Source organism: Moorena sp. SIO4A5, from assembly GCF_010672005.1.
In the GTDB taxonomy this organism is placed as follows: Bacteria; Cyanobacteriota; Cyanobacteriia; order Cyanobacteriales; family Coleofasciculaceae; genus Moorena.
Genome location: NZ_JAAHHZ010000037.1, coordinates 1 through 13,884, shown reverse-complemented (window position 1 = coordinate 13,884; position 13,884 = coordinate 1). Strand labels below are relative to the sequence as shown.

Sequence of the window (13,884 nt, the reverse complement as noted above, 5' to 3'; positions counted from 1 at the left end):
AGGGTAAGCGCAAGAAAAAATGGCTCATAATGTGCATTGGCTGGATATCGGTTGATCGTGGCTCGAAACCCCTATAATCTCGTAGAACTGTACTCGCAATAGAGTTAATTTGTTGAGAATGACGCGGTCTTTTTATCAATAAGCATATGCTTATTGCTTCTTGCCTTGACCCTGGACGCAAATGCCCTGATTTAGTGATTCGCGCAGTTGGGGAAATCGGTACTCCGAGCCTCAGTACACTAGACCCGGAAATTCTGTGTTCGTCTTAGAATCTTCATCGATCAAGCCTGAGGGGGTAAGGAAATAAGCTAAAACGCAGACTATATATAAGCTAAAACGCAGACTATATAAGCGACCTAGCTTTTAGAGCTCGTTGATTATACAATCGTAGTCTTGATGCAGTTGCTCATGAGAGTCCCCCCATGAGCAAGCTACCTCCCGACTCCCGACTCCCGACTCCCGACTCCCGACTCCCGACTCCCTACTCCCTACTCCCTACTCCCTATAACCCAGGACTAAAGTCCCTTATCCAATTGAGAGCTGCTATATAAAGTGGGATAATTTAATAGTGGAGTTCTCTCAAACCCAATTGGCAGTCGATTTAATCGACTTAATTCCTTATCAATGTGATTAATAAAGTATTTCATTTCTCTAGGATTCCCATCGATATCTTGGCCTGTCACCAAGTAGCTAGTTACCTCATTCTGTAGAGATGCATAGTTCAGGTATAACTGTTTGTTATTGACAATACTGTCCTCATACCGGAATAATCCCGGAATATTTCCAAACAGAATAGCTGATGCTGAAACCACTACGAAGATATTAATCACATAAGGGTGAGTACTATTCCAACCTGATCGAATAATAAAGAGTAAACAAATTCCTGCTACAATTGCTGTACCATAGGTCATTAACTTAGACATATAGTAATTGTTGTAGAAGAATGTCATCATTTTAAAATGTCTTTGGTCTCGCGCTTGGATTTCTTGGATTTGGTCACTAATTCTTTCTTGTTCAAGGGGAGCAGCATCAGCGATGGTCTCAGTATAGGCAACTGGTTCTCTTGGGGGCAACAACCACTTTTGGGTTTGGTAGTTACCTAAGGAATACAGAAATATGACTCCTACAGTAATAAGTAAAACCAATACAGAAGTTATGGCGATATGTCCAATCAGGGGCTTCGACCAAAATTTTGGCTCAGTTAAGCCTATTGGCTTAGTTTCCTGATTGTCCGTTTTGACAACGGTTTCAATGGTTTCATGATTATTAGTTTTTTTCGAATTTCCTTTATCGATGTCGATAGCTGAAGATTTATTAAACTCTAACATTAGCTTGACCTCCAAGGGGCGGACATATGGTTTTTTATTGGGATTCGGTTTTTGATTCGGATATGAATTTAGTACCATCAACTTTAACAAAATAGGGGGAGTTTAAGGGGGCGAAATTCTCCCACCTGGCCAAAGGCCACGCTAAGCGAACTTTCAGGTGGGGGATGGATAGCCCCTTGGCTTACGGCCACGCTACGCGAACAAATACCAGAAGCCTGTTTTCTTACCCAGCTCTCTATATACTCTCCAACGCTTACCCCGGAATCTTTAGCTGCTAACTGCAACCATTTCCAAGTAGTGTCTGTTAACCAAATTCCGTGTTGTTTTTTTAGTTCGTCATAATGATCAGGTGCTCCTCTCATTCTTTTCTGAGTTTTTTTCCTTTTTATGCTTGACATTTATATTTACTATCAACTATATTAAAATAATAGCAAACAAATAGCACGAGATTCAAGGAGGTGATTCCACTTATGGCGATTTTTAGGCAGACGTTCCGTATATATCCCAATAAAACAGCTACATCAAAGATGTTTTATGCGAGAAAACTGCACCAGTTACTCTACAACGCTGGGATAGCTGATCGTCGTTATGAGTGGAAAGTAAACAAAAAGTCTATAGGATATTTTGATCAGCAAAACTGTTTGCCTGATTTCAAAAAATGCTGGCCGGAATATAAGGAGTTATATAGTACGTCTTTGCAAGCTACTCTAAAGAGAGTAGACCTGGCTTATAATCGGTTCTTTCAAGGATTAGCTGGAATCCCAAAATATAAGCCAATTCGGAAATACTCCGGATGGACTTACCCCAGTAAAGCTGGCTGGAAAGTGAATACTGACGGGAAGCATGGGACTTTGACACTGAACGACCTCGGTCTCACTATAAAGATGCGTGGGCAGGCAAAGTTTTGGGGAACACCAACAACCTTAACAATTACTTATAAGCCTAGTCTAAACGCTTGGTATGCTTCAATAACTGTCAAAGCAGAAACCCCATTAACTAAATATGGCTCAGAATCTGATTTGACGTACAAGAAGATCATAGCCTATGACCTGGGGACTGAGACAGCAATCACAGCCTTCAATGGCAGCGAGTTTGAGGAGATAGCTAACCAGCGTTTTACTAAAACTCTAGAGCCTAAAGTGAAGGCAGCCGGGAAAGAAAAACGTAGAAAGCAAGCTCCTAATTTCAAAAAAGGTATTTTGGCGTCTAAGCGTTGGAAAAAAGCCAACAAAAAGGAATCCCAGTTAAAAAGAAAAGTTGGCTTGGCGCGCAAAGACTGGCAACACAAGGTTACGTCAGATTTATCTAGTCGTTATGACATCGGCGTAACTGAAAAACTCAACACGAAAGGGATGACCCGAAAAGCAAAAAAAGGGTCAAAAAGAAAGAAGCAAAAAGCTGGATTGAACAAAGCCATTTTAGATGTAGGATTCGGTACTATCAATAAAATGCTGACCTACAAAATTGAACTCAAAGGCGGAATTGTCCTTCAGTTACCAACTAGACAGCTAAAACCATCTCAGCGCTGTCCAAAATGTGGAAAAGTTCACAAAGAATGGGCTGAACTATCAAATAGATACCACAGCTGTGATGCTTGTGGGTTTGAACTTGATAGAGACAAAACAAGCGCAATGGTGATGTTCAAAGCAGCTAATGGAAATCAGCCGGGGTACGGGACTGACCTCGAAAAACGTGGATTTTCTAGCTCTACTTCAAAGACCAGTAAACATACTGGATCGATGAAGCAACTGGGAAAGATGAAGCGTCAAAAATCGCGCTCATCAGACGGGTCTGCTGATACCCCGTCCTGGCCGTAGGCCACGCCAAAGGCGAACGTCCAGGGCGGGGTAGTTCATAAGGGTATTCAATAAGTTTAAGTTGTCAATTTAAGGGGCTCTCCTAGACTGATTATAGTAAATTAGTAGTTTAAATGAGCTTAACCCCTTAAATAGCAAGGGATTCAATAAAATCAAAATACATTGTCTTGATGCAGTCGCTCATGGGGAGGGGCTGTGTGCGGAACCTGCGTCCGCACCTTGTAAGCCCCGTGGAAACCCCCAAGACCGCGCTGCATCGCTTTTATTAAAATTGCATTTTTAAATTACTAAAAACCTTACTTAGTAAGGGCTATAGCGATTATTTTATAGTAATTTATCATAGCCACCCTAGGAGAGCCATTTAAGGCAAAAGCAAAATGGTAATTAGCAATTAGCAATTAACAATTAATAATTAACTAATCATTAATCACTAATCACTAACGTAGAGGAAGCCGACCTGCCAAATTCTTCTGGGGCATAGTTGAGGTGTGCTTGGGCAGGGGGCCATAAATAGGTTCCTGGTGTAACTGAGCGCACCAGATAATGTAAATTATAGACACCAGCTTCCAATCGATCGGCATAAGCCACAATGCGATCGCGATGGATTTTCTGATAATCGATTTGCCAGCTATCCTGTTGAGCTTGGAAGTAAGGGGTAGCAGTTTGGAAACTAGTATCGACGGCTTCTAAGCCAGCTGGTAAGAGATCTTCGATCACGACATGATCCACTGGATGATCGGTAATCACCTCCACGCCAATATCAAACACTTGTCCCGCTGGTACTGTTAATGGCTCTTTGAGAGCATACAGTCCAATCTTTCGCAATACCTTTTCCTGATTAGCGGGACGTATGGTCTTGTTTACTCGTAATCCATTAAACCGACCGGGTTGATTGCCTTGTAAGCGATAACGATAGCTGGTTAAGTAGTGTAGAGTCCCTGAACCAGATTTTTTGACAATCAAGTCATGGCGACCTCGGGGTAAGTTATCCATTGTAACCTGAATCGATTGACTAGGTTTCTGATACCCCTGGAACTGGGCTGAGCCAAGTTTTTTCCCGGCTAGTTGTACCGTTGCTCCAAAGCTCGGGGGTGTAGGCTGTAATCGACTATAGTCTACTAAGGCACTCAAGGCTTGGGCATTATCGTAGCTAGTTTGCCAAGTGCCGTCTCGCCGTAACTCTAATAACCCTTGTAATAGTTTACTGCGAACCTCGGCTGAGCTGTTTTGGGCGATATATAGGCGCAAGGCTTGAGCTTGTGCAGTTGTAGAAGAATCCAGCCAACGCCAGCTTTGGGGTAAGTTTATCCGAGCTGAACGCCCAGTTTGATAGATGCTTTCCTGAAACTGATTGACTAAAGTTTGGGCTTGGCTCCGCCACTGAGGAAACTGGAATAAGTAACGCGCTAATTTAATCTGAGTGACCCGGTCGAAGTTACTGCTCTGTTCAGAAAGGTATCCTAGGAAGTCACTGCGGGTCTGACCGAGTTCTGCTAACCCCATCAGTGCTTCTAATCGCACCTTACTCTTACACACTACGCTCTTGCAATAATCATACTGACCAGGATTTGCCAATATTTTCTGCAAGTAGTTCTGGAGACGGCTCACCATCCCAGCATCTACTGGTAATCCTGCTGCTTTCGCCCGAGCTAGAGCAGTAGCAGCATAGGGAGAAACAAAGGGGTCTGAGGATTTTCGTCCGGGCCATCTGGCAAAGCCACCATCTGGTCGCTGAAGTTTCTGTAACTGTTTGATAGCCTCAGTGCCTTGTTGGCTAGGGTTAAACTCAGCAAAGGTCTGACCATATTGTTTGCCGAGTATTTCCAAATTGGATGCGATCGCTAATTTACTTGCTACCGGTTCTAAGAAGGGTAAGTCTTCGTTATCCAAGACTTGCTTAGCCGGAGCAGTAATTTCAGGAATCAGAGTGCTAGCCAGGGAAATCTCTAACCCTCCCCTGTCAGGTACCACGTTACTAGCTATATTCACTGGGATTTTTACTTGAGTCCTGGTTACTCCCGATTCCACCACTTGCTCAGTCATGTCAACCGGTTTAACAGCTAAAGGTACTTCAAACCCATCCTGATTACCATTGAGCTTAGTCGTAAACTTGACTTTAGCTTTACCCAAGTTATTGGCTACCATCGGAAAACGATAACCACTGGTTCCGGTCTTGGCTGAGGTTTTTTGATTCAGCGTAGGCCCTTTACCACCATCAAACTGAACGGCACCGGTCAGTTGTCCATTAATTTGTAAATCTCCCGTTTGCCCAGTATTATTAATTAGCGCTATCCCAGCTTTAAAGCGATCGCCTGGACGAGCAAATTGAGGTAATACTGGATTAGCCATCAGCCGCTTGGTGGTGATAAAGGTAGCCTGGCCATTACCAAAGTGTAGGTTGCCATCCGTTGCTACTGCCATCACCCGCCAAGTGGTTAAGTTATCTGGTAGTTTAAAGGTTACCCTTGCTTTACCATTGGCATCTGTTACCAGTGAACCATTGTAGTAGGCTAAGGGTTTGAATTCCGTGCGAATCCGAGTACTAGCTGCCCCAGAAGACTGTCCTCCACCATAGCCCCAGCCTTTTTGCGTCATTTCCATCGCTAGCTTTTCTAGCACCACCTTAGGACGGTTATCACTGAAGCGAGTGGAAATATCTTGCTGAGCATACACGGTCTCTACTAAATCCGGTACTTGGTAGCCACTCAGTTGCAAGATAGCTTCATTGACAACCATGACGGTAAACTGTCCCTTTACAGGTTTACCCTTAGAATCTTGCAATGCTAATTCCACAGTTTGCTTAGCACCAGGTTCAATGGACTTAGACTGCAATGTCTCTGTTACCTTGAGATAGTTATCATCCAAGCTGGTATTAAAGGGAGCAAAACCAATCCGCACCAGATTTTCTACACTCCCCGGCTCAACTTGGGAGAGGGGTTTGCCTTGGCGCACTACTACTGCTTCTACTGCGGCATTAGGTACCATCTCCGGAGTGACTTTGAACTTAATCTCTGGCGCACCCCCTTTAACTTTGACTACTTTGCGATAGAGGGTATTGTTCCGAACTACTGAAAAATACAATTCCCCTTCGGCATAAGGAGATTGAATCAAGGCTGTGGCTGTTTCCCCAGGCTTATAGCTATCCTTGTCTAGTTTGATATCCAGGCGAGAGTTATCATAGCGAGACCCCCAGTACACTGCGTTTCCACCGGTTGCCCAAATTTGCAAGTCTGTTGCTGCTAAGTCATTTTTCGCTTTAGCAAAGTTAGCGCGAATTCGATAAGAACCGGATGAGGGGGGAGTGAGCTTGATGGATTTCGGACTACTACCGGAACGGACAGTTACCTCTTTCACGGTTTTGTATTCCACCTGATTCTTTTCTCGCTGACTCCCTGCCAAGACCTGGGTGACACTGCTGTATTTCATTTCTTGCAGTTCCAGGCGTACTGATTGTCCTTTGATTAATTTACCCGTGGGGTCAGTAACAATCACTTCTAGAGGGAATGGTTTTCCGGCATCCGCCACCCAATCCCCTTTTAATCCAATTAGTTTATCGCTAGGTAAAGCTGTAAATGTTTTAGAATCGGATACCGACAGATTCGAGACATCGGTAACTTGGGCATCCACCCGGTAAGTCATGGGATAGGGCAGGTCTTTCGTCACCGGAATAGTTAGACTACTTTCCCCAGACTCACTTAAAGTTTGATTAGTTTGGAGGACATCACTGGTAACTTGCGGTCTTTCCTGGGGCCAAAACCACTGCTGACCAAAGGAAAACTCTTCCCATCCTGCTGGAGTAAAGTAGAAGGGGGTGCGGGTGACATAATAGGCAACCTTACCCCCATCTACATTTGAACCAAACCAATAATTTCCTTGGACATTAGCGTCCACCTTCTCGCCCATGTTAGCAAATTTTTGAGCAAGGGTCAGGTCAACTTTAAAGTTAGGAGGATTAAACTCAGCTACTCGGAAACCACCTGAAATTTCTCTGCCATTGCTTCCCCTGGCTTCAACGGTATAGAAACCTAGGGGTTGATTCTCTTTCAGGGGTAATTCTAAGGAGAAGGTACCAAATTCATTGGTTGTCTTAGTGCCTAAGTCTGTCTTCTTACCATTGGGTTCGACCAGCGTGACCTGATAAGATGCATTTTTGTCTTGGGTGAGGTTATCTTTTTCCAGATAATAGGCTGCTGCGGTGAACCAAGCCTTTTCTCCTGGTTGGTAAAGCTGTCTGTCTGAGAAAATAGTGCCTCGGGATTTGGGTTTGCCATTGTCCCAGTCTGAATAAATCCCGTAGCCATAATACCCACTATATTCATTGGTTCGAGTAAATGCCCAGTCTTTGCCTTCTTTAGCTATTACCAGTAATTTCGGGCCTTTAGTGAAGCGCGTTGCCCCATTCATACATTGACGTAGAGCCTGGCTGGTTAGGGCGATGGTGCCAGTTCTGTCAGTTTTTGCGATCGCACAGGGTTTTGGTGACCCTCGATAGGAAGCATTCAGCTCAGACTTATATATCTCTACCGTTGCTGCTGCTGGTGAGCCATCGGACAGATGATTCACTTGCACCAAACCCGAATCAGGAAACCATTGCGCAAACACTCCCAAATTGGTCAGCTGCACCATGCCATAATACTTTGGTTCCCACCACTTTTCGTTTCCATTCCCATCTTGATAGCGATAGGTTTTCGCTTGCACCCCATAGGCCAACATTCCCGTTGAACCTCCCAGTCGTTTCCTCAGGGAAACCGCGATATTAGTGGTTTTATTTTTCTTTCCCGCTACCCGGAAACGCTCCCATTGACTTGGGTTCGGTAATAAATCATTGCTCTTGCCACTGGGATAAGCGGAATCTTTATAGACCAAGTCAGTAGGTTGAACGATGCGATAAGCCGCTTTATACTCCGGTTGCGGTAAATTGACTGTAGAAATATTCAACTGTAGGGACTCGGAATTGCGTTTTAGGGTAGAGGGAAAGATATGCAAATCCGAGGGAGCCCAGATATCCCCTGCTAAATCCCCTGTTTGGTATTTAAAGGTTACAGGTTCACCCAAGGTTTGCCCAAATTGGTCAGTGAGATTAGCACCGAGAGTAACGGTATAGGTAATTTCTGGTTCTAATGCCCAAGGATTAAGGTTAACGAATCGATTGCCATCATAAGCTTGCACCAATTTGGGAGCTTCCTTGGGAGCAGGCTCAACCGTAATATGCTCCATGGCGGAAGAGGCCAGCAAACCATTATTAAATTCCAACCGAGCTGCCCCTTTCACAAACCGTCCATAAGCGCCTCCCGCCTCTGGCTGTCCGTAAAATGTGGTTTCCTGATAGGTCAAGGGGTCAAAGGTTTTGACTTGACTAACGAAAGCGGTTTCGGTCGCGATATTGCCGCGAGCGGGACGCACTCCAGGGGCAAAGGCTAATTTGTAATCGGTAGCTTTAGTGAGGGGTTGCTTAGGGGTGATCGTATAAATCCATTGCCGCAACGAAGGGTTAAATTCCTGAGCGGGTTGCCTATACTCATTGGAAACATCTGCTTGTTCCTTAAGGGCTACATCTAGCTTGACACTCTGAGTCTGACCTTTCGGTGTCATGGTCAAGTGCTGGTTTACTGAAGCGAGATCCAATTGGGTATTGGAGGTAAACTCTAACTTAGGCTCCAGAGCAATCGGTTCTGGTTCCGCTTCTGGATTCCGCTGAGTTGCTGGCAAATTGGTTAACTGGATCGGGGCAGTATTGAAGGTCCAGGCTAAGTCTTGTTCTAGACTATGATTGTTTAGGTCAGCTAATCCTGCTTTGATGGTAACTTGGACACGAGCGGCTAGAGGCAGAGCTTGGTCAGCTTGGAATCCTACCATCCGTGGGGTTAAGAAACGAAATTTCCCAGGGATAGGGGGTATGATTTCAAATTTCTGTAAGATTTCCCGCTGATTCGGACTTCCCAAGCGTTCAACGGGAATCAGGGGGTCTTTGAAGCGAATCCGAATTTGGGAAAGGGGCTCAGCCATGCCGATGGGACTAATTTGTTCAATCCACTCTGGGATTTGAGGCATCGGTAGGGGAGCTACTGCTGGTAAGGGTTGAAACCCTGACGTTAGTTTAGCGCTATCACAGCTTATTATTCCTAGGATGAGAGATAATCCCAGTAATAACCCTATGGCTGTTTTAATTACCCTACCCATGGCGTGCCTAGATTTTCCTTTTGGAGCTTCCATTTTTGATTAAAGCTCAGATTTTTTAATTTGGCAGGATTGCCCTAAGTTTCGTTAACTCGCCGGGGTAGGGCGCTTGTTGCAGCTAAGTATCAATAATGGAATGATTTTAATAGTTAGGTGGAATGGGCATCTTGCCCGTTCGGCGATCTTGGTAGAATGGGCATCTTGCCCGTTCGGCGATCTTGGTAGAATGGGCATCAGGCGTGGAACAGGCATCTTGCCTGTTTCATTCCCGGGCGGGCAGGATGCCCACTCTACTCCTATTCAGCGCGAAGATTCAGCAACGCCCACTTTGTTTAGGGCAGTGACTCACAAGCGATACCATCTTTATCACGGTCTAGCCGGTGCGGGTCGCCGGGAAAGGCATCAAGCACCTGTTGGGCTTCAGCTTGAGTACTGAAATCTGAACAATTGCAATCTGTATTCACGCAATTGGGCAATTCAGGTTGTGGAGCAGGAGACGAGTTAGGTGTTGTGTTACTAACCATCTTGGCAAAACGAACCTCAGATAAGCCAATCAGACTTGTCGGTCCATAGTTGGAGACAACATCGATTCTGGCAAACTGAGCTTTCACATTAGGAAAAGAGAAGATAGTAGCCGGAATATTGGTTGCAGGTCCTTTAGGCAGAGTTAGGGTTGAAGATTCAAAAACTGGATCACTAAAATCTGCTTTGTTAGAGAGAACTAAGATAAAGTCTTTGATACCCCGATTAGTTGCCGTTGTATTGAAAGCATTGTAATTCCATAGGGCTAGTGTATTCAAGACGACTGGGCTGCCAAAGTCAAAGTCAAAGTTTACATCAGCTGCCGTTGCACAATGATTTAGCTTCGCTGAGAGAAAGTTATCTGAATTTCCTCCAGCTACGTGGAGTTGATCCAGTTCCGTGCCGCTACCAGTCAGTCCATTGCCATTGAAAATGTTAGCTACAGCTCCAAAATTAGGTGTGAACGAGCCATTATTTAGGTTAACAAAACCAGTTGGATGTAGGATTTCAACCTGAGAACCAGGGCTGGAGAAGTTAAGATATGTTTGGGCTAGGGCTAGATCGGGGTAACTAGTCAGTGATGCTACTATCGAAAGCATCAACATAACTGTCATCACCAAAGCTTTAAAGCTTCTCAGTAAAATTTGTTTCACTATTCTATGATTGAGATTACTTTCAAGACTTTACGTTAATTTTTCCAATTGATCAACCCAAATACATGCTTCAAATGTAGTATATATATAACACAGAAGCCGCCAGAAAATTACTTATTTTTTTTGAGTATAAATAATCATTTTATCCTTAGCTGTAGTTGTCTGATTTATCGGGATTGAACTAGAGGGGAAAACTAAGGTTGGCAGCAACTCTCCCCTCTTTTAGAGGTTTTTTAGAGTTTAAGTCCCGATCTTCCCAAACTAATCAATTCCCAAACTAATGGATTCGCAAAAAACCATCAATCCCTCTCCCCATCCCTGACATCCGTTAAGCCATCCGTTGCCAACAGGAACTTATTTCAAGTGTTGGGAGTAATCTTCAGAAGATTCAGGGTTCAGCTCCCAGCGGAGGTGATCGCGAACCTCTAACTTGTCTCGAGTTTGGACAGCTTCACCATCAACTGAAGAAATTCCCATGGACTCCAGCAAGTCTTCAGTTACATTTTGGTCAGGAGTGGGCGTTTCTCCTCCAACTGCTTCTTCACCCACTACTTCAGCCTGATACCAATTATCGTAAATATCGCCACCGGTGACATTGCCACCGGATAGTTTGCTAGTTCTCAACTTCTCCAAGGTGCGTCCCATCCCAGTGTCACGGTCAACTACACCCTCAAAAATCCGGTCAGGGTCTTCTATTCCAGTCAGGTCTGCTAAAAAGACTTCTTCTGTATTACGGTTGTCAGTATACCCTTCCTCTCGTTTCAGAATTTCATAAGAGTTGACTACATCGTTGTTCTTGTAATCTTTCATAATCGTTACTCCTGATTAGTGTCATTGCTTGATTCATAACTAGTCTCCTTCTACTTAAATTGTACTGCTAAAATAACTATAATTCCAAAGCACTCTCCCTATGACCATCACTCCCTTTACCCCAGCATTATAAGGAATATAACGCTATGGGATCAGTTAGCAACACTATTAAACATTACTCAATAAATTGTAAAACTATCGCTGCTTACGCCTTACCTACAATCCTGGGAAGCTAGAAATCATGGATCCTTCCCCTGAATATGAACTTTATAAAAAAGTGATTGGTCGCTTTGTTTAAACCCTAGCTGAAGAATTTAAAATTAGGATTTATCCTTTAGGTTCACCTACCTTTAGACTAATTACCAGTTATGTAAGTTATGCGATCGCTTTTTTTTTATACACATAAATTATCCGTCGAATTACCAGTTATGTAAAAAAAGCGATCGCTTTTTTTTAATACACATAACTGGTAATGTTTCAAGAACTAATTTCAGAGGGTTAAGCTGGAAAATTATAAAAAATTGCTCCTCTTTTAATTAGCTCAAGCTTGGTGGATTCATCAATTCCTAAAATATATGCGAATCGGGCATTTTTGACTTTAGCATCCCTGAGCTGGGCACGAGTGAGGTCGGCACCATTAAGGTTAGCACCACTGAGGTTAGTACCACTGAGGTTGGCATTACTGAAATTGGCACCAATCAGCTTGGCACGAATCAGGTTAACACCAGTGAGGTTGGCACCACTCAAGTTAGCACGAATCAAGTTAGCACGAATCAGGTTAGCACTACTGAGGTGGGCACCACTCAGGTCTGCATCATTGAAGTCGGCACCACTTAAGTCGGCACCACTAAGGTCTGCACCCCTCAAGTCCGCATCACATAGATTAGCACCACTAAGCTTCGTATCACTGAGGTCGGCATCACTAAGGTCCGCACCCCTCAAATCTCGACCCACAGCTCCACTGCTGGTAATCTCTGCCACTAGACGCCATTTATGATCAAGGTTGCTATTTTCTTCATCATCTGACCTTTCGTTCAAAATTTGAATATCTTTAATAGGAAAACCGCTTAATTCTTTTAGGTCTTCTGATTTTATCCGAGCTTCAAGCTGTTCAATCGCCTCTTGAGAGCACTCTAGGATTAAGCGGCTTGGTTTTAATATCAATAATGTTGATCGTGTATCCTGAAGATTGTTGTAAAATAGATTCAATCAGTTTTGAAGGTTGAACTGAATTTATATCTCCTTCTAATACAAGAACAGCTTTGATTGTTTCACTGTGTCTCTCGATTACAGTCTCTTTTTGGCTCAGGGATTCACTTTGCTCTACACCCTTCACCAGCTCTGAGCTACTGCCATCAGTTTTGTTTAGCTGTTCTGATGCTTGTTCTTCTGCTATTCCCGCAATTTCTTTCCAGTCTAGGGTCAATCCCTCGCATATCCGTTTAAATAAATCAAGCTGAATTGGCTCTGACTTAAAAAATTTTGTAACTGTATAGTGACTTATCCCTTGTGACTTTGGAAAGTTACTTTTTAACTCAAATCCTAGCTTATCCAAAGCCTTTTTCGCTGTTTATACACCTTTTTAAGAAGCGGCGATAGTTAGTTTTTTAGTTTTATTACCCTGGCTAAACTCTGTCATAGTCTTGCTGATTTAGCATAACTATAGCATCAGAAGTTTTGAACAGAGAATAGGCAATAAGGAATAGGTAACAGGGAATAGGTAACAGGGAATAGGGAATAGGTAACAGGGAACAGGGAACAGGGAATAGGGAACAGGGAACAACCAGTAGTAAAATAATTATATGTACATCATGAGTCCTATAAACGCTATAATTTCAATTATTATTACATAGTCTCCCTGCTCCAATCATTTTTTTTAACTATCTCTAAAACTTCCAAATAAAAACTTATAAAAACCCTTGACAACTTAAATTATAATCATTACAATAATTAATATAAAGCCACAATGATTTCAAGTTCTGACTTATGTCAAAATACTCTAACCAAAACTTCAAGAAACAACCTGTTGAGCACACTCTAAAAGGTCCTCGTCAAGCCGTAATCCATAGTATGCAAAGGTTTTATTCCCTTGGCTATGGGGAGATTGCCGACTGGAGCCCTTTGGAACCTACTGAAACTCCAGGGGAAGTGAAGACAACCATGATGAAGTATTGGCTGTTGCCATAACACCTTAATTTCTGGGGGGGCTTCCCCCCAGAGCCTTGGCTCCGGTCTGGTCCCGTAGGGTGGCCGAAAGACCAAGCTCAATCAAATAAGATCACATCAGTTTCGGTTTGGGAACTCAGTGACATAAGTCATTTAAATAGCCGTGGATAGTATTTCTACGGCTATTTTTTTGGCGTTGCTGATTCTGGGTATGGTTTTGCCCCCCTAGGGCGTGTTTTCAAAGTTTTCCGCAAGATTATGATCCCCCCCAGCCCCCCTTTTTTAAGCTATCCATTAGGCAAAAGTAGTCGAAACGGTGATAGAGACTAGGATTTAGGCAAGGATTGGGAGAGGAGTGGTGAGAGCCATTATTAGACGAATAGGGGTTTCCCAAGACTGCGATCACAAAAT

The 13,884-nt window shown here is 43.6% G+C and carries 13 protein-coding genes; 5 read left to right on the top strand and 8 right to left on the bottom strand.

Annotated elements, in window-relative coordinates:
- The first annotated feature begins 146 nt into the window (after positions 1-146).
- Both F6K57_RS13540 and F6K57_RS13535 read left to right on the top strand, forming a co-directional pair.
- Complete coding sequence (locus F6K57_RS13540) at positions 147-269, top strand: hypothetical protein (protein WP_293068305.1); 123 nt, start codon at positions 147-149, stop codon at positions 267-269.
- A gap of 153 nt (positions 270-422) precedes the next feature.
- Positions 423-551, top strand: a complete 129-nt coding sequence (locus F6K57_RS13535; protein ID WP_293021404.1) for a hypothetical protein — start codon at positions 423-425, stop codon at positions 549-551.
- On the opposite strand, the gene F6K57_RS13530 is transcribed toward F6K57_RS13535, so the two are convergent.
- Both F6K57_RS13530 and F6K57_RS13525 read right to left on the bottom strand, forming a co-directional pair.
- Positions 516-1,328 carry a hypothetical protein gene (locus F6K57_RS13530; RefSeq protein ID WP_293021405.1) on the bottom strand — a complete coding sequence of 271 codons (813 nt, stop codon included), beginning with the start codon at positions 1,326-1,328 and terminating at the stop codon, positions 516-518. The two genes, F6K57_RS13535 and F6K57_RS13530, sit on opposite strands and share 36 nt — an antisense overlap.
- An 83-nt stretch (positions 1,329-1,411) precedes the next feature.
- Positions 1,412-1,690, bottom strand: a complete 279-nt coding sequence (locus tag F6K57_RS13525) for a hypothetical protein (RefSeq protein ID WP_293068302.1) — start codon at positions 1,688-1,690, stop codon at positions 1,412-1,414.
- A 108-nt stretch (positions 1,691-1,798) separates the two neighbouring features.
- On the opposite strand from F6K57_RS13525, the gene F6K57_RS13520 reads away from it, so the two are divergent.
- The gene (locus F6K57_RS13520; RefSeq protein ID WP_293021407.1) at positions 1,799-3,145 is read left to right on the top strand and encodes a transposase; all 1,347 of its coding nucleotides are present in this window, start codon (positions 1,799-1,801) and stop codon (positions 3,143-3,145) included.
- 423 nt (positions 3,146-3,568) lie between these two features.
- Here the strand turns inward: F6K57_RS13520 and F6K57_RS13515 are convergent, their stop codons facing one another.
- A complete protein-coding gene (locus tag F6K57_RS13515; protein ID WP_364302743.1) occupies positions 3,569-9,358 on the bottom strand; it encodes an alpha-2-macroglobulin in 5,790 nt (1,929 codons plus the stop codon).
- 182 nt (positions 9,359-9,540) lie between these two features.
- Between F6K57_RS13515 and F6K57_RS13510 the strand changes: the two genes are divergently transcribed.
- A complete protein-coding gene (locus F6K57_RS13510) occupies positions 9,541-9,666 on the top strand; it encodes a hypothetical protein (protein ID WP_293068300.1) in 126 nt (41 codons plus the stop codon).
- Here F6K57_RS13510 and F6K57_RS13505 read toward each other — a convergent pair.
- From F6K57_RS13505 to F6K57_RS13485, 5 genes are all read right to left on the bottom strand, one after another.
- Positions 9,655-10,497, bottom strand: a complete 843-nt coding sequence (locus F6K57_RS13505; protein WP_293068298.1) for an excalibur calcium-binding domain-containing protein — start codon at positions 10,495-10,497, stop codon at positions 9,655-9,657. The two genes, F6K57_RS13510 and F6K57_RS13505, sit on opposite strands and share 12 nt — an antisense overlap.
- Before the next feature lie 354 nt (positions 10,498-10,851).
- The gene (locus F6K57_RS13500; RefSeq protein WP_293030426.1) at positions 10,852-11,307 is read right to left on the bottom strand and encodes a DUF6335 family protein; all 456 of its coding nucleotides are present in this window, start codon (positions 11,305-11,307) and stop codon (positions 10,852-10,854) included.
- A 498-nt stretch (positions 11,308-11,805) separates the two neighbouring features.
- Positions 11,806-12,471: a pentapeptide repeat-containing protein gene (locus tag F6K57_RS13495; RefSeq protein ID WP_293068296.1), complete on the bottom strand. Its 666-nt coding sequence runs from the start codon at positions 12,469-12,471 to the stop codon at positions 11,806-11,808.
- Positions 12,419-12,862, bottom strand: coding sequence for a hypothetical protein (locus F6K57_RS13490; protein ID WP_293068294.1), 444 nt, complete (start codon positions 12,860-12,862; stop codon positions 12,419-12,421). The genes F6K57_RS13495 and F6K57_RS13490 overlap by 53 nt, the downstream gene beginning before the upstream one ends.
- A 105-nt stretch (positions 12,863-12,967) precedes the next feature.
- Positions 12,968-13,090 (bottom strand): hypothetical protein, encoded by a 123-nt coding sequence (locus F6K57_RS13485; protein WP_293068292.1) that lies wholly within the window; start codon positions 13,088-13,090, stop codon positions 12,968-12,970.
- A gap of 203 nt (positions 13,091-13,293) precedes the next feature.
- Here F6K57_RS13485 and F6K57_RS13480 point away from each other — a divergent pair, with 203 nt between their 5' ends.
- A complete protein-coding gene (locus F6K57_RS13480; protein WP_075900035.1) occupies positions 13,294-13,494 on the top strand; it encodes a hypothetical protein in 201 nt (66 codons plus the stop codon).
- The last annotated feature ends 390 nt before the right edge of the window (positions 13,495-13,884 follow it).